Origin of the sequence: Luteibacter jiangsuensis (assembly GCF_011742555.1) — a bacterium.
Taxonomy (GTDB): Bacteria; Pseudomonadota; Gammaproteobacteria; order Xanthomonadales; family Rhodanobacteraceae; genus Luteibacter; species Luteibacter jiangsuensis.
Genome location: NZ_JAAQQR010000003.1, coordinates 668,834 through 688,390 on the forward strand (window position 1 = coordinate 668,834; position 19,557 = coordinate 688,390).

Genomic DNA, 19,557 nt, shown 5'->3' on the forward strand with positions numbered 1-19,557 from the left:
GCACCCATGGGCAATGATTCATCCAGGCGAATTCCTCACCCGCGACGATCCCCGTGCCGACCCGTTCGGCGAGCGGTTGCGTCCGGCCATCTGCATGAGCCGCCAGGTGCTCGGCGGTCGCTTCCGCTTCGAGAGCGACAGCATCGCCTTGCTCGAACTGGTCGAGGCAGCCTATGGCTGCCTGCCGGCGCATCGCTTCCCCGGGCTGTCTCCGGAGTTCCATGTCGAACTGCGCCTGGTGCCCCGCACGGCGGGATCGGCGCTCACCGAGCCGCCGCCCGTGCGCACGCAGGGAGGCAAGGGGCTGCTCTGCGGTGTCGTGGACGCGTGCAATTACGTGCTGCTGGTGCCCGCGCAGCGTCGTGGGCTTGTCGTCGTCTCGGAAGACATGCTCGCGTTCCCCTATCACGTGCGCTACGAACTGATCGAGTTCGCGGTGTTCCTTCTCGCATCGCGCGTGCTGAACCTGGTGCCGCTGCATGGCGCATGCATCGGCAAGGACGGGTTGGGTGTGCTCCTGCTTGGCGCAAGCGGCGCGGGCAAGTCCACGCTCGCGTTGCACGCGCTGCTCGCCGGCATGCAGATGCTGGCGGAAGACAGCGTGTTCGTGCATGCCGAGAGCCTGCTCGCCACCGGCGTGGCGAACTTTCTTCACGTGAAGTCGGACACCTTGCGTTTCGTCGACGATCCCGCGGCGCGCGAGTGGATCGAACAGGCACCCGTCATCCGCCGGCGCAGCGGCGTCGTCAAACACGAGGCCGACTTGCGCGGGCGCGCCGGTCTCGCCGCACCCGCGCCGCTGCGCATCGTGGCGGCCGTATTCGTAACGGACGAGCCGGGCGACGCCACGCGCGGACTGTTGGACAGCATTCCCTGGGAATTCGCCGCCCCCATGCTGGCGGACGATCAGCCCTATGGCAGCGGACAGGTGGGGTGGGATCGCTTCGTGCAGAAGATCGTTCGTGCCGGCGTCTATCGCTTGCGCCGTGGCGCGCACCCTCGCGATGCGATCCGGGCGCTGGCCCCGCTGTTCGACTGTGCCCGCGGCGCGGGCTGACGTGACCGACGCCCGCGCTCGCGACGCGTCGCCGCTGCGTGCCATGCTGGACACGCTGCCGCGCGGCGAGCGGCGGAAGATCGCGGCATACGTGGGGCTGTCGCTGGCATCGGCGCTGGTGGGCAGCATTGCCGCCTTGTTGCTCGTGCCACTGGTGCAGCCGGCGCACGCGCTTTCGTTGCCCGGGTTCCTGCTTCCGTCGCCCCAGGGCGACGGACCCGTGATCGTTTTCGCCGTTGCCACGGCAGTGTTCGCCCTGCTGCGCTGGCATGCGTCGCAACGGGGTGCGCAGTTGACGGCGCGCTATGGCATGGCCCTGCGCAGGCGTGTGCAGGCGCGTCTGGTGGAGGCGCCGCTACCTGCGCTGGCGAATGCCACGTCGGCGGAGATCGCGAACGTGCTCACGCACAATACCGAGATCGCAGTGCAGGGTTTCAGCGCGTTGCAGCAACTGCTCGTCGCAGGCAGCACCGCGGCGGTGAATGTCGCGTTCGCGTTCTGGGTCGCGCCGCCGCTGATGCTTGCCGTGCCGGTGTTCGCCCTGGCAGGCCTTGTCGCATCGCGTGCGTTCGCGCACGAACAGGCCGAGGTGGGAAAGGCTTACGTCGCCGGCATGACGCGCCTGTTCTGGCATAGCGAGGACCTGCCGCGACGGCTTCGCCACGTGCGTTCGTTCGGGCGCGAGGAGGCGGAGAAGGCAAGCTACGGCGAAGTCGCTGCCGACCTGTGCCGGGGCTATGCGCGCCAACTGGAACTGATCGCGTCGGGCAGGCTCCTGCTCGAACTGGTCGCGGCCGCGGGCATCGCCGGTCTCTTCATGCTGGCCCGGCGCTGGCACGGGATCGACGCGGCATCGCTGGTGGCCGTGTGCCTCCTCCTGGGGCGTCTGCTGCCTTATGTCGCCACCACGCGGCAGAGCTTCCAGCAGTTGCGTTCGGCGGCGCCGGCCCTGGCCCTGTGGCAGCGCTACATGAACATCGATGCCGAACCGGCCGCTGCCGATGCGGCCGCGCCGGCGCCGGTCGCGGTGACGATCCGGCACATGCGCGTGCGTCCGCCGGCGCGGGGCGTGGAGGTCTCGGCTCTCGACCTCGTGCCTGGGGAACTCACGTTGATCGCCGGCGATTCCGGCATCGGCAAGACCAGTCTCGTGGACGTCCTGGCAGGCATGGTTTCGCCGGAGACGTTCGCGGCACGGATGGGTACCGCGGACATCGACTTCACGACCTACCGCGGCCTGGTGCGCAAGGGCGCCTACGTGAGCCAGGGGGTTCGCCTGTGGCAGCACTCGGTGCGCGAGTGTCTGGCCTGGGCCGCGCCCGAAGCCGACGAGGCCAGCTTGCGGGAGGTGCTGTCGGATGTGGGCCTGGCACGTCGCCTCGACGACGTCGCGGAGGGCCTGGACACGGCACTGGCCGGCGCATCGAGCCGGCTCTCCGGGGGCGAACTGCAGCGGCTCCTCCTGGCGCAGGTGATCCTCCGGCGGCCGAGGCTGGCCGTGCTGGACGAAGCCACCAGCGCACTGGACGCGGCATCGGAGCTGAGGGTACTCGCAGTCCTGAAGCGGCGCCTGCCGGAGACGATCCTGCTGGTGGTGTCGCATCGTCCGGGCGTCGCGGCCCTTGCCGAGCAGACGGTCGCGCTAGCCCACGGCCGAGCCGTGGTGTCGCGAGCTCGCGACACGGCGTGGGCTTCGTCCTCCCTTTGACCTCCCCGGCGCATGTTGCGCGCCGTCAACGGCTGGAGCCCGCTTCGTCGTACGATGTCCCAGGGCCATGAAACCGGGGAATTGCTTGGACGAGGGTGTCTGGGAGCGCAAGTACCATCTTGCGCTGGAACGGATGGAAAGCGACGAGCGCGAGTTCCGCGCCGTCGAGGAAGTGCTGCGCCGGCTGTCGCTCCGTCTCGCCGCCCTGGTCACCGCGCCCGGCGCCGAGGTTGCTGCCCTCCTGGAACGCCTGACGGCCGAGTTGCGCGGCAAGCCGTCACCCGCTTCGATCGAACCGATGCTCGACGCGCTGGCCGGCGTCGTCACCCGGCTGGACGACGACTCGCAGACCGAGGGCGGCGAGGACGCGGCGACCGTCGAAGCCCTTCGTGCCGATATCGCCCGGCTCCAGGAATTGCTGGCGACGGTGAGCGCGCGTCTCGGCGACGTGACCCGGTTCCTCGCCGGAGAACTGGAAGCGGCACGAAGTGGGCAAGGCGGTAGCCACGAGCTGGACGCACGCGTTCGCGAGGAGATGCGCGCACTCGGCGAAAAGACGCTCGCCGCGAGCGATCTCGCCAGCCTGCAGGCCGAAGTGAACGCGCGGCTGTCGCTCATCGACCGCCATTTCAGCGAGTACCGTGAACGTGAAGACGCCAGGCTGGCGGCGTACCGGCATCGCGCGGAACGCATGCGCGACCGCGTGGAGGAGCTGGAAAGCCAGACCACCAGCTTGCAGGACTCGTTGCGACGCGAACACGAACTGGCCCTGACCGACGGTCTCACCGGACTGCCGAACCGCCTCGCCTACGAACGCCGCATGGCGGAGGTGGAAAGCGAGGTGCGCCGCGGCGCCGTGGCGTGCGTGGGTGCCTTCGACATCGATCACTTCAAATCCATCAACGACGCGTATGGCCATGCCGCCGGCGACGCCGTGCTGCGCATCGTCGGGCAGACCCTTGCGCGCGAGCTGGAGGGGCGCGCGTTCGTTGCGCGCTATGGCGGCGAGGAGTTCGTGGTGGTGTTTCACGATACGGCGCCTGCCGATGCGGAAATGCTGTCGCAACGCCTCTGCCTCACCGTGGAGGCCCTGGCCTTCCATGCCAGTTCCAGGCCGGTGACGATCACCATGTCAGGCGGCATCACACGCTTCGACGCCCACGAGGAGGCGACCGACGCGTTCGACCGTGCAGACCGCGCACTCTATGCGGCGAAACGCGCAGGAAGGAATCGCTGCGTGCTGCTCTGAGTCATAATGGCCCACCTCCGTTTCGAAAAGAGGTGACGCCAGCCCATGCACGCCACGACAGAAAGCCGCGCCGGCACCGATGCGGCCGCACGGCCCGAGGCCATGGTGGAACGCGGCGACGTGCGCTTCACGGTACTCACCCCGCGCCTTGTTCGCCTTGAATGGAGCGCCGAAGGGGCGTTCCGTGACGGCCGGACGCAGGTCGTCGTCCAGCGTGCCCTGGAAGTGCCTCCTTTCACGCTGAGTGAAGACGGCCGCTTCATCGAGATCGACACGGGTCAGCTGCGCGTGCGCTACGAGAAGGGCACCGGACGTTTCGGCGCCGCGAACCTCGCGATCCTCGTCCGGCGCGACGGCAACCCCGTCACGTGGAATCCCGGCGATGCGCAGAAGGAGAACCTCGGCGGCACGTACCGCACACTGGACCGCTACGACGGCGACACGTGGCAGGACGGCAGCAAGCTTCCACTGGAAGATGGGCTCATCGCGCGAGACGGATGGCACCTGGTCGACGACACCGACGGCTTCGGCATCGACGCGCAGGACTGGGTGACGGAACGGCCGGCCGGCGAGCGCCAGGACCTCTATTTCTTCGGCTACGGGACCGACTACCGCGCCGCGCTCGCGGACTTCGCGGCCATCGCCGGGCCGCAGCCCATTCCGCCGCGCTTCGTGTTCGGGTACTGGTGGTCGCGCTACTGGAACTATTCCGACGAGGAGCTGCGCACGCTGGGCGCGCGCTTCGAAAAGGAACGCATTCCGCTCGACGTGCTGGTTCTGGACATGGACTGGCACACCACGCCGGGCCTTTCGCTTCGGCCCGGCCATGAACACGAGGACGTTTTCGGCGAAGCCTCGGGCTGGACCGGCTACACGTTCAACCGCAGCCTCTTTCCCGACCCGGAGGCGTTCATGCGCTGGGCGCATGGACAGAACCTGCGCATCACGCTCAACCTGCATCCCGCGTCCGGCGTCATGCCGCACGAGGAACGGTACGAAGCGATGGCGAAGGCACTTTCCTGGGATACCTCCACGCAGGCACCCATTCCGTTCGAAGGCGCGTCGCAGCCGTACATGCGCGCGCTGTTCGACACCGTGCTGCGCCCGCTGGAGGCGCAGGGCGTGGATTTCTGGTGGCTCGACTGGCAGCAGTGGCCGGAATCGAAAAGCCATCCGGGTCTTTCGAACACCTGGTGGCTCAACCATGTGTTCTTCACCGAGATGGAGCGCGATGCCGATCGTCGCGGGCTCATCTATCACCGCTGGGGCGGCCTCGGGAACCACCGTTATCCCATCGGGTTCTCCGGCGACAGCGTCATCTCGTGGACGTCGCTGGCCTACCAGCCGCACTTCACGTCGATGGCGTCGAACGTGCTCTATGGGTACTGGAGCCACGACATCGGCGGGCACACCTTCGACAAGAAGATTCCCCGGCCCGAGCGCCACCTGGACCCGGAGCTGTATGCGCGCTGGATGCAACTGGGCGTGTTCAGCCCGGTGCTGCGCACGCATTCGGCGAAAGAAGCGAGCCTGCACAAGGAGCCATGGCATTTCGGACCGCCTTACGGCGACGCCATCTTCGCGGCGATCCGCCTGCGCTACCAGCTTGCCCCCTACATCTACGCCGCGGCCCGGGCTGCCTTCGACACCGGCGTGTCGATCGTGCGGCCCATGTACTACCACTGGCCGGAGCACGACGAAGCCTATGCGTATCCGGGGCAGTACATGTTCGGAGACGACATCCTCGTTGCGCCGGTCACCGTGCCCGCGGGGGCCGACGGCACCGCGCCGTTCCCGGTCTGGCTGCCGCCTGGCCTGTGGTACAGCCGCGATGGCGCGGAGTCGTTCGAAGGTGGCAAGGTATTGGCGCGCTCGTACACGTTGGGAGAAATTCCGATCTTCGTCCGCCCGGGCAGCGTGGTGCCGCTTTACCCGGAAGGTTTGCACGATCTGTCCACTCCGCCGGACTGCCTCATTCTCCAGGTGTTCCCCGGCGAGGAGGGCTGCACGTCGTTGTACGACGACGACGGCACGAGCCAGGGTTACCGGCGTGGCGAATTCGCCACCACGCGCATCACGAGCTGGCGCGCCGAGCAGGTGCAACGCGTGCATCTGGATGCCATGCGTGGCGACTACCGCGACCGTCCCGCCACGCGGTCGTACGTGGTGGAGTTGCTGGATGCCGGCATCCCGGAGAGCGTGGAAGTCAACGGCGAGCCGCTGCCTTACAGCGCCGAACCGAAGCCGCGTACCTGGCTGTTCGACGCCGCATGGCTGTGCATCCGTGTGGACCTCGGGCCGGTGTCCGTCGACGAGCCGCAGGACGTCGTGGCGCGCTTCGCGCCGGAGCATGCGCCGCCGCCCGGGCTTCTGCACCGCATGCGTCGCGCAGGCGATGCCGTGAAGTACCTGAAGCAGGTATGGGGAGACATCTCCGCGCTACCCGACGACGTGAATCTGGCGGGACAGGCCGCCCGCGTGCTCGCCTATGCAGTGGAGGAGGGCGACGACGCCGGCAGGGCGGAACGGTTCGCCGCAGAGGTGAGGCGTTTCGAGGCGCGTTACGCCGCGCTGCCCGACAGCGTGGGCGCCACGCCGATCGACGACGCCTTCAAACTCGGTTTCGCCCAGATGCTGGGCCGCTGAGGTGCGCCGCCTCGCGGTGTTCGCCCTGGCGCTGATGACCTTCGCATCGCATGCGCAGGAACCGGTACGGGTCGGCTCGAAGGCGGACAACGAAGGTGCGTTGCTGGGGCAGGTCGTGTTGCAGGTGCTTCGCCATGCGGGTGTGCCCGTGGTCGACCGCACGCAGCTCGGCCCCACCTCCATCGTGCGCCGTGCGCTGTTGAATGACGACCTCGACGTCTATCCGGAGTACACCGGCAACGCGGCGTTCTTCTTCCATCGCGAGAGCGACCCTGCGTTCCGCGATCCCGCGAAGGCGTACGCGCTGGCGGCCTCGCTGGATCTCGCAGCGAACCGCCTGGTCTGGCTGGCCCCCGCGCCTGCCGACAACCATTGGGCCATCGGTGTGCGCGGCGACGTGGCGAAGCGCGAAGGCCTGCGCTCGCTACGGGACTTTGCGCGCTGGGTGAACGCCGGCGGCAAGGTGCTGCTGGCCGGCTCCGCGGAATTCGTGGAGAGCGACGCGGCGTTGCCGGCGTTCCAGTCCGCGTACGGTTTCACGCTGCGCGGCGAGCAACTGCTGGTGTTGGCAGGCGGCGACACGTCGGCGACGATCAAGGCGGCGGCGGAAGGCATCTCCGGTGTGAATGCGAGCATGGTTTACTCCACGGATGGCGCCATCGCGGTCACGGGGCTCACGGTGCTGGACGATCCCGCACACGTGGAAATGGTGTACCAACCGGCCGCGGTGGTCCGCGAACAGGTACTCCGGCGCTATCCGGGGATGCGGGCATCGCTGGAGGCCGCGTTCCGTCCGCTGACCGTGGAGCTGCTTCGTCAGCTCAATGCACGCACGCAGATCGACGGCGAGGATGCCGCCAAGGTGGCGGACGATTACCTTCGTTCGCAGGGATTGCTGAAGTGAGGGCGCAGGCGTTGCCGGTATGGGTGTTGTCGGCGGTCGGCCTGGCCGCGGCGTGGTTCCCGGCGTTTGTTCGCGTCGCACCCAACCGGTTGCTCACCGGCGAAGCGCTGAGCCCGCATGCATGGCTGCTGACGGGAGGGTGGCTGTTGATCGTTGCCTGTTCCTTCGTCACCGCCCCGGCGGGGCGATGGGTCCTGGCCTTGCTCGCCTGGACGGGTGTGGCGGGTTTTCCGCTGCTGGCCGGCGCGGACGCGCGGGACGTGCTCGCGCATGCCACACCGTTCACACGGGTGCAGCCTGGCGCGGGTTTCTGGCTCGGCTGGCTCGCCGCCGCCCTGCTGCTTCTCGATCGCCTCCGCGGCATGCGCAAGCCATGGCAGGCGGGCGCATGGATTGCCGCGCTCGCGGCGATCGTGGCGGCTTCCGCCCTGGGTGCGTTCGACGGCCTGTCGCTCGTGCGCGAATGGCAGGCTCAGCGCGCACCGTTTTCCGCCGCGCTCGGCGAACACCTCCGTCTTGCCGCCGTCACGCTGGTTCTCGCGCTTGCCTTCGGAGCGCCGCTAGGCTGGTGGGTGTGGCGCACGGGCCGCGCCAACGGTGCGCTGGTGGGCACGCTCGCCTTCCTGCAGACGGTGCCGTCGCTGGCGCTGTTCGCCTTGCTTATTGCGCCGTTCGCCTGGCTTGCACATGCCTGGCCCGCGTTGGGTGCGCTGGGTTTCGGTGGCACCGGCGGCGCGCCCGCGGTCTTCGCGCTGCTGCTGTATGCCCTGCTGCCGGTGGTGCGCTACACCGTCGCCGGCCTGGATGCCGTGCCGGCCGACGCACGCGAAGCGGCGCGCGGCCTGGGCATGAGCCGGGCGCAATTGCTGTGGAGCGTGCAGCTGCCTCTGGGATGGCCGGTGCTGCTCGCCGGGCTGCGCATCGTCGCGGTGCAGACGATCGGCCTTGCGGCGGTCGCGGCGCTGATCGGTGCGGGAGGGCTCGGCCGCTTCGTCTTTCTCGGCATCGGGCAGGGTGCGATGGACATGGTGTTGCTCGGTACACTGGCCATCATCGCTCTGGCGCTTGTCGTCGATCTTCTTTTCCAGGGGCTGCTGGCCCTCACGGAGCGTCGCGCATGATCGAGTTCGACCACGTCCACAAGCACTTCGGTCGACAGGTGGTGATCGACGACCTTTCCTTGCGCATCGAAAGCGGCGAGTTCTTCGTGCTCGTAGGGCCGTCGGGCTCGGGCAAGTCCACCCTGCTGCGCACGGTGAACCGGCTCGTTCCGGTCGACGCCGGGCAGGTGCGGATCGACGGCGAGGACGTGGTGACGCGCGATGCGGAAACCCTGCGCCGTGGCATCGGCTACGCGATCCAGTCGGTGGGGCTGTTCCCGCACCGCACGGTGGCCGAAAACATCGCGACGGTGCCGCGCCTGTTGCATTGGCCTCCGCACGAGATCCGCGCGCGTACCGCCGAGTTGCTCGCGCTGCTGCATCTGGACGAACCGGGCATGGGCTCGCGTTACCCCCATACGCTGTCGGGCGGACAGCAGCAGCGCGTCGGCGTGGCCAGGGCGCTGGCCGCGAGGCCGCGCATCGTGCTCATGGACGAGCCGTTCGGTGCGCTCGACCCGCTCACGCGCGAATCCCTCCAGGCCAGCCTGAAAGCGATTCAGCGCGACACCGGCACCACGATCCTTTTCGTCACCCATGACATGGACGAGGCGTTCGGGCTTGGCGATCGTGTGGGGCTGATGCTCGACGGAGGCCTTGTGCAGGTGGGCTCGCCGCTGGATCTGCTGCACGCGCCGGCGGACGACCGCGTGCGCGACTTCGTGGGCGGCACGCGCGCTCGCCTGCGCGAGCTGGCCGTACGCACTGTCGGCGACAACATGCGTCGTGGCGAGCAGGCGGACGGCGATCCGGTCGATGCGGAGGCCTCGTTGCAGGACGCGTTTGGCGCCATGCTCACCCAGGGGCGCGACCGCCTGCCGGTGCACGTGCGCGGCGAGAGGGTGGGTGCGATCGTCTTGGCCGATCTCGTGAGCCGGCGCGCATGAAGGCAGCCGTTTCGCTGGGGCTGCTCGTCGCGCTCCTCGTGGCGTTGCCGTACTCGGCTGCCTGGTTCCATGCGTGGCAGCCGGAGGTTTCGCATCCGCTGTACTCGCGGCATTCGTTCGTCGCGCTGACACTTTCGCACGTGGGCCTCGTCGTGGCGGCCACGTCGGTCGCGGTGGCGGTGGGCCTGGGGCTCGGCATCGTGGCCACGCGTCCGGCGGGTCGCTCGTTGCTTCCCACGGTGCGTGCGGTTGCCGTCATCGGCCAGACGGTGCCGCCCGTGGCGGTTCTCGCCATTGCCGTGCCGTTGCTCGGCTTCGGCGCCGCACCGACCTTGCTGGCGCTTGCGCTGTACGGCGTGCTGCCCGTGCTGGGCCAGACCGTGGCAGGACTCGACCAGGTGCCGAAGCCCGTGTTGCACGCGGCCGACGGCATGGGCTACGGCCGCTGGCGACGCCTGCTCGACGTGGAGTTGCCGCTGGCCGCCGGACCCATCATGACGGGTGTTCGCCTTTCGGCCATCGTGAGTGTCGGCACGGCCACCATCGGCTCGGCCGTGGGCGCGACGACGCTGGGCTCACCCATCGTCGAGGGGTTGGTCGGGAACAACGCCGCCTATGTCGTGCAGGGCGCCCTACTGGTGGGCGCCCTGGCCTTGACGATCGACGCCGCGCTGGCCGCGGTGGAGCGGCGAATCCGCCGCGGCCGGTCGTAGGGGCGTGCGGTTACCAGATCCGCACGCGCTGCTTCGGGTCGAGGTACAGCTTCTGCCCCGGTTTCGGCTGGAACGCGTCGTACCAGGGATCGAGGTTGCGTACCGTTTGTGCGCGGAACTGGCCCGGCGCATGGCCGTCGCCGATGACCTGCTGACGGAGCGCGGCGTCGCGCGTCTTCGTGCGCCACGATTGCGCGAAGGCGAGGAAGAAGCGCTGGTCGCCGGTAAGCCCGTCGATCACCGGCGCCGGCTTGCCGCCCAGGCTTTCCTTGTACGCGGCATAGGCGATGGCAAGGCCAGACACGTCGGCGATGTTCTCGCCCAGCGTCTGCTGGCCGTTGATGTGCAGGCCGGGTAGCGCTTCGTACTGGTTGAACTGCGCCACCAGCCGCTGGCCGGCTTCCTTGAAGTGCTTCTCGTCGGCCGGCGTCCACCAGTTGGCGAGGCGTCCCTGCGCGTCGAACTCCGCGCCGGTGTTGTCGAAGCTGTGACTGATCTCGTGGCCGATCACCGCGCCGATCGAACCGTAGTTGGCCGCCGGGTCCGCCTTCGGGTCGAAGAACGGGGCCTCGAGGATCGCGGCCGGGAAGTTGAGCGCGTTCTGCAGGGGCAGGTTCACGGCGTTCACCGTCTGCGGCGTCATCCACCATTCGTCGCGGTCCACCGGCTTGCCCAGCTTGGCGACCTGATGCCGATATTCGGCAAGTTCGGCGCGCTGGTGGTTGCCGAGCGGATCGTCCGGACGGACTTCCAGCCCGGAGTAGTCGCGCCAGGTGTCGGGGTACCCGACGCCCACCTTGATGGTGGCGATCTTCGCTTTTGCCTTCTGCTTCGTGCCCGCCGACATCCAGTCAAGTGTGTCCACGCGCTCGTCGAAGGCCTTCAGGATGTTCTTCACCATGTCCTGCACTTCCGTGCGGGAGGACGCGGGGAAGTACTTCTTCACGTAGATCTGGCCCACGGCATCGCCGAGGTCGACGTTCACGCGGCTCACGCCGCGCTTCCAGCGGTCGCGCTGCTTCGGCGTGCCGGTGAGCGTCTTGCCGTAGAAGCCGAACGCGAGGTCGTCGTAGGTCTTGGGCAGAAGGCCCGAGGCGTTCTCGTTGATGGTGTGGAAACGCAGCCAGGCCTTCCAGGTGTCGAGGGGCTCGCTGGCCACGAGGGCAGCGAACTTCGTGACGGTGGACGGCTGCCACACGATGAAGGTGGGCTGGTCGTCGAGGCCGGCGGCCTTGAAGTAGGCGTTCCAGTCGATGCCCGGAGCCTTCGTGGCGAAGCTGGTGCGCGGCCATGGGTTGTTGGCCTTGTGGATGTCCTCGCTTTCCACGATCGACAGCTGCGCCTGCGCCAGCTTCGTTTCCAGCGCCACGATGGCCTTGGCCTTCGCCGCCGCATCGGGCGTGCCGGCTTCGGTAAGGATCGCCTGCACGTACGCCTGATACTTCGTGCGCGTCTCGACCATGTCCTTGTCGTTCTTGAGGTAGTAGTCGCGGTTGGGCATGCCCAGGCCGCCCTGCAACAGGTAGGGGACATTCCTGGAGGGATCTTCCAGCCCCTGCGCAACGAACAGCCCGAGCAGGTGCTCGGTGTCGAGGTTGGTCGCGTTGATCGGATCCACATCGGCCCGCAGCTGCGCGCCGAGGGCGGTGGAAAGTTCGCCCTTGTCCTTGATGGCGTCGATCTTCGCCAGCGCCGGTTTCAGCGGTTCCAGGCCGGCTTTCTCGATGGCGGCCTCGTCCATGTAAGCCTTGTAATAGTCGGCAATCAGCCGCTCGTTGCTGCCCGCTGCCGGGTTGCCTTCGCCCGCGGCCTTGATGAGTTCGGCGTTCCGCTTCTCGGCCTTCTGGAAGACCTCGAGGAATACGCCCGTGCTGGCCCGGTCGGCCGGAATCTCGGCGGTCTTCTTCCACGTGCCGTTGGCATAGCCGTCGAAGTCGTCGCCGGGCTGCACCGAGTGGTCGATGCCCTTCAGGTCGATGCCCGACGGCTGTGCCGCGAATGCGCTGGTGGAAGCGAGCCCGCAGGCGATCGAGGCGGCTAGGAGCCGATGGATGGTGGCCATGGAAGGTGCCCTTCGTGATTGGTACGCACACGATAGTCGCCGCCGGGGGACTTGTGGGCATGACCGATGGACTAGGCGCAGGGGCCGGCCCGGCTCGCGGAGAAGACCTGCCGGCGATGTGCCCTAATGGCCTTCGGCCCCGCAACGGGGCCGGTACCAGGGCGGGCCGCGGGGCGCCTCGGCTCGTCCGACCATCCTTGGCAGATCCTTAGGGAGATCTATATGAACGCACGTTTCGAACTCACCGGTCCGCAGACCGATATCGCCAGCTATCCGACCTGGGCACAGGACATGGTCGCCTCCTGTGAGGATGCGCGCCGCGGTATCGTCAGTCATGAGATGTGGACGGCCATGTGTGCCGCCACGCTCGACCGGCAGACCACCCGCAACTTCATGGTGGGGGTATGGCCCGTCATCGAGCGCTTTCCGGGCTACATGTCGCACAGCCTGCTGAAGACCCGCTTCGGTCGCAGCCCCGGGGACGATCTTGCCCGGCGCTGGCTGGTGCGCAACATCCGCGTGGAGCAGAACCATGCGGAGTACTGGCTGAACTGGGCGGAGAGCGCCGGGGTTTCCCGGGCCGACGTGCTGACCGCGGAGCCGCCGAAGGGCACGCAGGCCCTCGCCGACTGGTGCGAGGAGGTAAGCCGCAACGATTCGCTGGCCGCCGGCATCGCCGCGACCAATTATGCGGTGGAGGGGGCGACCGGAGACTGGTCGCAGATCGTCTACGAAAGCACAACCTATGCCGAAAGCCTGCCGGTTTCCGGCCGGAAAGCAGGTCTTCGTTGGCTGCAGCTCCACGCCGCCTACGACGATACGCATCCATGGGAAGCGCTGGAAATCGTGTGCACGCTGCTTGGCGGGAACCCGCCTGTGGACCAGGTGGAGCACATAAGGGAGTGTGTGCGCCGCAGTTATGTAAGCATGAGCATCACCCTCGACCGCTGCATGGACGCGGCGGGCATGGTGCGCAAGTGGAACGAGGCGGCTGCGTGACTCGCAAGTTGTCCGGCAACTGGCGCACTATCCATGAGGTTTTCTTGATTTGAGGGTTCGATGCGGTCAGAGGCCAGCCACCAGCAACTCCTGTCGCGACGCCTGAGGCCCCTGGCCTATGCGCTCGTGGCGGTCGTGGGGCTGATCCTCACCCTGACCTGGGCCGCAATGCAGACGCAGGTCACTCTCGCCGGTTTCCTCAACGGCGAGAGTCTGTGGTCGAAGGCCCAGAAGCAGGCCGTCATCGATCTGGACGAATATGCCGCCCACGGCCGGCCCGAGGACCTGGCAGGCTTCCGGCGGAACTACGCGGTGCTCCTGGCCGACAGGCAGGCGCGCGACGCCATCGCCAGCGGCCACTTCTCCCATGCGGCGGTGGAAGCCGACTTTGCCCGCGGCGGGGTGATTCCCGAGGCCATCCCGGGCATGGTCTTCATCTTCCAGTATTTCTCCGGCATGCCCTATGTGCGCGAGGCCGTGGCGGAGTGGCGGTCGGTCGACGACAGCCTCGTGGAGCTGAACGATATCGCGGGCCGCCTCGAGCAGGGGTACGCCTCCGGCACGCTCGACTCCGGGACCGCGGCAAGCGAGCGCGTCCGGATCGCCGCACTCAATAATTACATCGAACCCCGCGCCAAGGCCTTCTCGCTGGACATCGCCAACGGGGCCTCATGGCTGGGGCGCGTGCTGTTTTTCCTGGTGCTGTGCGTGGCGGCCGTGGCGTCGCTGCTGTGGCTGCGCCTGGCACAGCACATCCTCGCGGGCATCCGTGGCACGGAGGAGAGATACAGCCTGCTGTTTGACAGTGCGGCCGACGCCATTTTCATGGTGGACCAGGAAACCGGCCGCATCCTCGACGCGAACGACCGGGCCGCGGCCTGGCTGGGCTGCACGCGCGCCGAACTGACCGGCGTGGAACTGTCCAGCCTGTTCGCCGAAGGATCGCCGGAGACGGGAGAGGGCCTGCTGCGGGGGGCCGACGGCATCACCCGTCCGGTCGAAACCCAGAGCAGCCTCGTGGCGTGGGGCGAACGGCAGGTCTCGCAAGCCATCGTGCGCGACATCTCCGATCGCGTGGCCATGGAGCAGGAGCGCAAGATCGCCGCCGAGGCCCTGGCCAGCATCGCCGAGGGCGTAATCATCGCCGACGCCGAGCGGCGCGTGACCACGGCGAACGCCGCCCACGCAAAGCTCACCGGCTTTCCGGCCCAGGCGTTGCGCCGCACGCGTTTCGATGCCACGCGCACGCTGCCCGATGGACGCCCATTGCCGCAGTCGCTCTGGGAGGACATCGCCGCCGGCGACAACTGGCTGGGCGAAGTGGAGAGTCGCAGGGCGGACGGCAGCACCTATCCGGAGCTGATGAGCATCAGCACCATCCGCGACCGCGAGGGGCGCCCCCAGCACTACGTGGCGGTGGTTTCCGATATGACGGCGCGCAAGGCCGACCGGCAGCGTCTGCAGCATCTGGCCACGCACGACCCGCTGACCGGACTCGTCACGCGTTCGGAGTTCGAACGGCGCTGCGCCGAGGCGATCACCCGCGCGGCGCACGAGCGTGGCGCGGTGGCGGTGTTGTTCGTCGACCTGGATGCCTTCAAGGTGGTGAACGACAGCTACAGCCACGCGATCGGCGACGCCTTGCTGATGCGCGTGGCGGAGCGCATCCGCGCGCAGCTGGCGCCGCACGACGTGGCCGGGCGCATCGGCGGCGATGAATTCACGGTGCTGCTTGCGGACCTGCGCTCGCGCGAAGAAGCGTCGCAAGTGGCGGAGGCCATGCTGGCGTCGTTGGCGCGCCCCTTCGACCTGGGCGACTACGAACTCTTCGTCAGCGCAAGCATCGGCATCGCGGGCTATCCGCTGGACGGCAACGATGCGGTCACGCTCATCGCGAACGCCGATGCCGCCATGTATGTGGCGAAGACCGAAGAACGCAACGCGCTTCGCTTCTACACGCCGAAAATGCACGCGGATGCGCGGCGTCGGCTCAAGCTGGCCTCAGAGTTGCGGCAAGCCCTTGTGCGCAACGAATTCCATCTCGTGTACCAGCCCAGCGTGGAAATGAAGAGCGGCCGCATCGTCGCCGTCGAGGCGCTGATTCGCTGGCGCCACCCGGAACGCGGCCTGATCGCGCCGGACGAGTTCATCCCCATTGCGGAAAACCTGGGCCTCATCCGCCAGATCGACCAGTGGGTGCTGGAGAACGCGTCGCGGCAACTCGCGGCCTGGGACGAAGCACGCCTGCCGGCCTTGCGGATGGCCGTGAACGTGTCGGCGGGATCGTTCGGCCACCCCGACTTCCTGCAAGGCATCGGCCAGGCGCTGCGCGACAGCGGCATTTCGCCGAACCGTCTGCTGGTGGAACTGACGGAGAGCGCCATCCTGCGCCTGGGCGAAGACACCCATCGCGCCATGCAGACTTTGCACAACCTCGGTGTGGCCGTCGCCATCGACGACTTCGGCACGGGGTATTCGTCGCTTGCCTATCTGAAGCTGCCGGCGGTGGCTTACCTGAAGATCGACCGCTCCTTCGTCACCGGGCTGCCGACGAACCCGAACGACGTGGCGATCACCGAGGCGATGGTGGCCATCGCGCGCAGCCTCGAGCTGCATACCATCGCCGAAGGCATCGAAACGGAAGGCCAGCACGACTTCCTGCTTCGCGCCGGTTGCCAGGAAGGCCAGGGATTCCTCTACTCGCAGCCGCTTCCACCCGACGAGATCGAACGCCTGCTCGCGCCGAAAGCGACGCGCGGCAAACGCCTGTCGCTGGTGCCGCCCAGGCGCGCCTGAGCGGCACCCGGTTTCACAGCGTGGCGAACACCGCTCGCGCGGCCGCAATTGTGGCGTCGATCTCCGCATCGCCATGCGCGCTGGACATGAAGCCGGCTTCGAAGGCGGAGGGGGCGAGATAGACCCCGCGTTCGAGCATGCCGTGGAAGAACCGGTTGAACCGCGCCACGTCGGCGGCCGTGGCCTGCGCATAGCTCTCCACGGTGTCCGCGGTGAAGAACAGGCCGAACATCGCGCCGACGCGGTTCACGCTGAAGGGAACGCCGGCGTCGCGCGCGGCGGCGAGCAGGCCGTCGGTGAGCCGTACCGTGCGAGCCGCGAGGTCGTCGTGGAAGCCGGGGGCCTGGATGAGCCGCAGCATCGCCAGACCTGCCGCCATCGCCACCGGATTTCCCGACAAGGTGCCGGCCTGGTAGATCGGGCCCGCCGGCGCCACCTGCTCCATGAGGTCGCGGCGGCCGCCATAGGCGCCGACCGGCATGCCGCCGCCGATGATCTTGCCGAAGCAGGTGAGGTCCGGGGTAATGCCGTAGTAAGCCTGCGCCCCGCCCAGGGCGACGCGGAACCCGGTCATCACCTCGTCGAAGATCAGCAGCGCGCCGTGCTCCGTGCAAAGCTCGCGCAGTGCCTGCAGGTAGCCGTCCTTCGGCGGGATGCAGTTCATGTTGCCGGCGACGGGTTCGATGATCAGGCCGGCAATCTCCTTGCCTTCCAGGGCGAACAGCGTGCGCGCCGCCTCGATATCGTTGAAGGGCAGCGTCAGCGTCAGGTCCGCCGAAGCCTTCGGCACGCCGGGCGACGTCGGCACGCCGAAGGTGAGCGCGCCCGAGCCCGCCTTCACCAGGAAGCTGTCGCCGTGGCCGTGGTAACAGCCCTCGAACTTCACGATCTTGCTGCGACCCGTCGCGCCGCGGGCCAGGCGAATGGCCGACATGGTGGCCTCGGTGCCCGAGTTCACCATGCGCACCATCTCGACCGAGGGCACGATCGAAACGATCGTCTCGGCCATGGTGACCTCGTCGGCGCAGGGCGTGCCGAACGAGAGGCCGTCGCGCACGGCGCGCTCCACCGCCTCGCGAACGGCGGCGTGGTTGTGGCCCACGATCATCGGGCCCCACGAGCCCACGTAGTCGATGTAGCGGTTACCTTCGACATCCCACAGGCAGGCGCCATCCGCTCGCGCGGTGAAGAAGGGCTCACCGCCCACCGACTTGAAAGCGCGCACCGGCGAGTTCACGCCACCGGGCAGCAGCTGACGGGCGCGGGCGAAGAGTTCGTGGTTCGTGGTCATCGAATGATTCCTGGTTCGAAAAGGTCGGCGAAGCGACGCGTCGCCGTCTGGATGTCCGGCGCGGCGAAAATGGCGGAAACCACAGCCAGGTAATCGGCGCCGGCATCGATCAGCACCCGCGCATTGTCGACGGTGATGCCGCCGATCGCCACGATCGGCAGCCCCAGGGCCTTCGCCTGCGTCAATACGTCATGGGGAGCGACGGGCGCATGCGGTTTCGTGGGGGAGGGGTACATCGCGCCGAAGGCGAGGTAATCCGCGCCTTCGCCCTGCAACTGGCGCGCGCGCTCGATGGAGCCATAGCAGGACACCCCGATGATGGCGTCGGGCCCCAGAGCGGCGCGCGCCTCGGCGATGGAGACGTCCTCCCGCCCGAGGTGCACGCCGCCGCCGGTATCACGGGCCAGTGCGACATCGTCGTTGACTATAAAAGGGACATTGTAACGGGCGCAGATTCGGGAAATCTCGTCAGCTTCCGATCGGCGGCGTTCCGCGTCGGCTGTCTTGTCGCGGTACTGCAAGAGGCGGGCACCGCCGGCCAGGGCGGCCTCCACCGCGGCGAACAGGTCGTCGCGGGGCCCGTTGGTGATGGCGTAGATGCCCTTGCCCGAGAGTTTGGACCGGATGAGCGTCGACATGGTGTTCCTTGGGTTTGAGCGCGGGGGGTGACAGAATGAGAGACTATCCGCACGTTGACTACACGCAAAACCATGAGCCAGAGCACTGAAACAACCCTTCGCAAATGGATGTGCGTCGTTTGCGGCTTCATCTACGACGAAGCCCTGGGGCTGCCGGACGAAGGCATCGAGCCGGGCACCCGCTGGGAAGACATTCCCGACACCTGGACATGCCCGGATTGCGGCGTGACCAAGGACGACTTCGAGATGGTCGAGCTCGACTGACGCGAAGTAGAGAGGGGGCGGACACGATTTCGCCCCAATTCGCCAGCGTTTACGCAGGAAAACCTGCTTCCATGGTGCCAGGCCACGCAACGTGGCCATCAGCGGAGGAAGCGGTCATGCAACGATTCATCCCCTTCGACGACCAGTGGGACGAACTGGCCGGCATCGATCCGGCGCAACTCGTTCCGTACCATGTGGGCGTGCCCTGCGAGCATGGGCTGTCGCCGGATCAGCGCACCGGCCCCGGCTCGCCTTCCACGGCGAGCGACTCGCCCAGCTTCAGGCCCAGCTTCCCCGCGGTGCCTGCCACCAGCTCCAGGACATAACGGGCGTTTCCGTCGCTGGGGTAGATGGCGCACGGATCGACCTTGCATGGCTGCGCGTTGAGCTGCATGGAGACCAGCTTGCGATCCTTGTCGAAGTAGAGGATGTCGAGCGGGATGAGGGTGTTCTTCATCCAGAACGCACGGGGCTCATCGTCGGCAAAGATGAAGAGCATGCTGTGGTCGGGTGCCATCGACGGCCTGTTCATCAGCCCAAGCTCGCGCGATGCGTCGTCGGTGGCGAATTCGGTGGAGAAACGTTTCCCGTGCAGCGTCACGGAGGGCTCGGTGGCGGCGTGGGCACCGAGGGAGAGCGCCAGCAGGGCGACCGGAAGAAACCGCTTCGACATCGTTTGACCTTATTAGTGTGGAGAGGCTCGACGGAGTCTACCTCGCGTCGATTTGCCGAAAAGATGTCGAGACCCCCTTCACACCGACGCGGGCTCGGCCTATACTTTCAATCCCTCGCGACGAAAGCCTCCCATGCGAGGGGTCTCTGGCTCCACCAACCACCTCGAAAAAAAGCATCACGAGGGTGTTGACGGACAGGAAAAACGATATAGAATGGGCGGCTCACCTCGGGACGAAATGTTCAGAGGGTGATCTCGGAAGAGGTCGCAAGTGATTGATCTTTGACAGTGTGCGCAGGTGAATTGTGTGGACGCCTTGCGGTGGACTGAACGTAGTCAACCAAATGCAAGTGTCCCACTAGAAAGAAGTCAGCAATGAGTTTTTTCTCGTTGGGGTTAAGCACTTCAGAAAGATAGATCATCTTCGGATGGTCGAAAACTTAAGTGAAGAGTTTGATCCTGGCTCAGATTGAACGCTGGCGGCATGCTTAACACATGCAAGTCGAACGG

Annotated in this window: 15 protein-coding genes and 1 rRNA gene; 12 read left to right on the top strand and 4 right to left on the bottom strand. The window is 67.3% G+C overall.

Annotated features, from left to right (window positions below; all coding sequences use genetic code 11):
* The first annotated feature begins 13 nt into the window (after nt 1-13).
* From HBF26_RS09850 to HBF26_RS09885, 8 genes are all read left to right on the top strand, one after another.
* A complete protein-coding gene (locus tag HBF26_RS09850; RefSeq protein WP_167125449.1) occupies nt 14-1,057 on the top strand; it encodes a phosphoenolpyruvate carboxykinase (ATP) in 1,044 nt (347 codons plus the stop codon).
* Between the two features lies 1 nt (nt 1,058).
* On the top strand, nt 1,059-2,765 hold the full coding sequence (locus tag HBF26_RS09855; protein ID WP_338039659.1) for an ATP-binding cassette domain-containing protein: 1,707 nt from the start codon (nt 1,059-1,061) through the stop codon (nt 2,763-2,765).
* Nucleotides 2,766-2,850: 85 nt separating this feature from the next.
* Nucleotides 2,851-4,014 carry a GGDEF domain-containing protein gene (locus tag HBF26_RS09860; protein ID WP_167125451.1) on the top strand — a complete coding sequence of 388 codons (1,164 nt, stop codon included), beginning with the start codon at nt 2,851-2,853 and terminating at the stop codon, nt 4,012-4,014.
* Nucleotides 4,015-4,059: 45 nt separating this feature from the next.
* The gene (locus tag HBF26_RS09865) at nt 4,060-6,660 is read left to right on the top strand and encodes a glycoside hydrolase family 31 protein (protein ID WP_167125453.1); all 2,601 of its coding nucleotides are present in this window, start codon (nt 4,060-4,062) and stop codon (nt 6,658-6,660) included.
* Nucleotide 6,661: 1 nt separating this feature from the next.
* Complete coding sequence (locus HBF26_RS09870; protein ID WP_205287612.1) at nt 6,662-7,564, top strand: glycine betaine ABC transporter substrate-binding protein; 903 nt, start codon at nt 6,662-6,664, stop codon at nt 7,562-7,564.
* Nucleotides 7,561-8,685, top strand: coding sequence for an ABC transporter permease subunit (locus HBF26_RS09875; protein WP_167125455.1), 1,125 nt, complete (start codon nt 7,561-7,563; stop codon nt 8,683-8,685). Before HBF26_RS09870 ends, HBF26_RS09875 begins: the two co-directional genes overlap by 4 nt.
* Nucleotides 8,682-9,611, top strand: coding sequence for an ABC transporter ATP-binding protein (locus tag HBF26_RS09880; RefSeq protein WP_167125457.1), 930 nt, complete (start codon nt 8,682-8,684; stop codon nt 9,609-9,611). Before HBF26_RS09875 ends, HBF26_RS09880 begins: the two co-directional genes overlap by 4 nt.
* Complete coding sequence (locus tag HBF26_RS09885; RefSeq protein WP_167125459.1) at nt 9,608-10,324, top strand: ABC transporter permease; 717 nt, start codon at nt 9,608-9,610, stop codon at nt 10,322-10,324. The genes HBF26_RS09880 and HBF26_RS09885 overlap by 4 nt, the downstream gene beginning before the upstream one ends.
* Nucleotides 10,325-10,334: 10 nt before the next feature.
* On the opposite strand, the gene HBF26_RS09890 is transcribed toward HBF26_RS09885, so the two are convergent.
* Nucleotides 10,335-12,386 (bottom strand): M13 family metallopeptidase, encoded by a 2,052-nt coding sequence (locus tag HBF26_RS09890; protein ID WP_167125461.1) that lies wholly within the window; start codon nt 12,384-12,386, stop codon nt 10,335-10,337.
* A 222-nt stretch (nt 12,387-12,608) separates the two neighbouring features.
* On the opposite strand from HBF26_RS09890, the gene HBF26_RS09895 reads away from it, so the two are divergent.
* Together HBF26_RS09895 and HBF26_RS09900 are read left to right on the top strand one after the other, a co-directional pair.
* Nucleotides 12,609-13,385, top strand: a complete 777-nt coding sequence (locus tag HBF26_RS09895) for an iron-containing redox enzyme family protein (protein WP_167125463.1) — start codon at nt 12,609-12,611, stop codon at nt 13,383-13,385.
* A 60-nt stretch (nt 13,386-13,445) separates the two neighbouring features.
* A complete protein-coding gene (locus HBF26_RS09900; RefSeq protein ID WP_167125466.1) occupies nt 13,446-16,181 on the top strand; it encodes a putative bifunctional diguanylate cyclase/phosphodiesterase in 2,736 nt (911 codons plus the stop codon).
* 13 nt (nt 16,182-16,194) lie between these two features.
* Here the strand turns inward: HBF26_RS09900 and hemL are convergent, their stop codons facing one another.
* Together hemL and thiE are read right to left on the bottom strand one after the other, a co-directional pair.
* Entirely contained in the window at nt 16,195-17,472 is a 1,278-nt protein-coding gene (gene hemL, locus HBF26_RS09905; RefSeq protein WP_167125468.1) for a glutamate-1-semialdehyde 2,1-aminomutase, read from the bottom strand.
* Complete coding sequence (gene thiE, locus HBF26_RS09910) at nt 17,469-18,110, bottom strand: thiamine phosphate synthase (RefSeq protein WP_167125471.1); 642 nt, start codon at nt 18,108-18,110, stop codon at nt 17,469-17,471. The genes hemL and thiE overlap by 4 nt, the downstream gene beginning before the upstream one ends.
* Nucleotides 18,111-18,182: 72 nt before the next feature.
* Here thiE and HBF26_RS09915 point away from each other — a divergent pair, with 72 nt between their 5' ends.
* Nucleotides 18,183-18,374, top strand: a complete 192-nt coding sequence (locus tag HBF26_RS09915; protein WP_036116149.1) for a rubredoxin — start codon at nt 18,183-18,185, stop codon at nt 18,372-18,374.
* 229 nt (nt 18,375-18,603) lie between these two features.
* On the opposite strand, the gene HBF26_RS09920 is transcribed toward HBF26_RS09915, so the two are convergent.
* The gene (locus HBF26_RS09920) at nt 18,604-19,047 is read right to left on the bottom strand and encodes a DUF192 domain-containing protein (RefSeq protein WP_167125473.1); all 444 of its coding nucleotides are present in this window, start codon (nt 19,045-19,047) and stop codon (nt 18,604-18,606) included.
* Between the two features lie 441 nt (nt 19,048-19,488).
* On the opposite strand from HBF26_RS09920, the gene HBF26_RS09925 reads away from it, so the two are divergent.
* Nucleotides 19,489-19,557 (top strand): 16S ribosomal RNA (locus HBF26_RS09925); the annotation flags it as partial.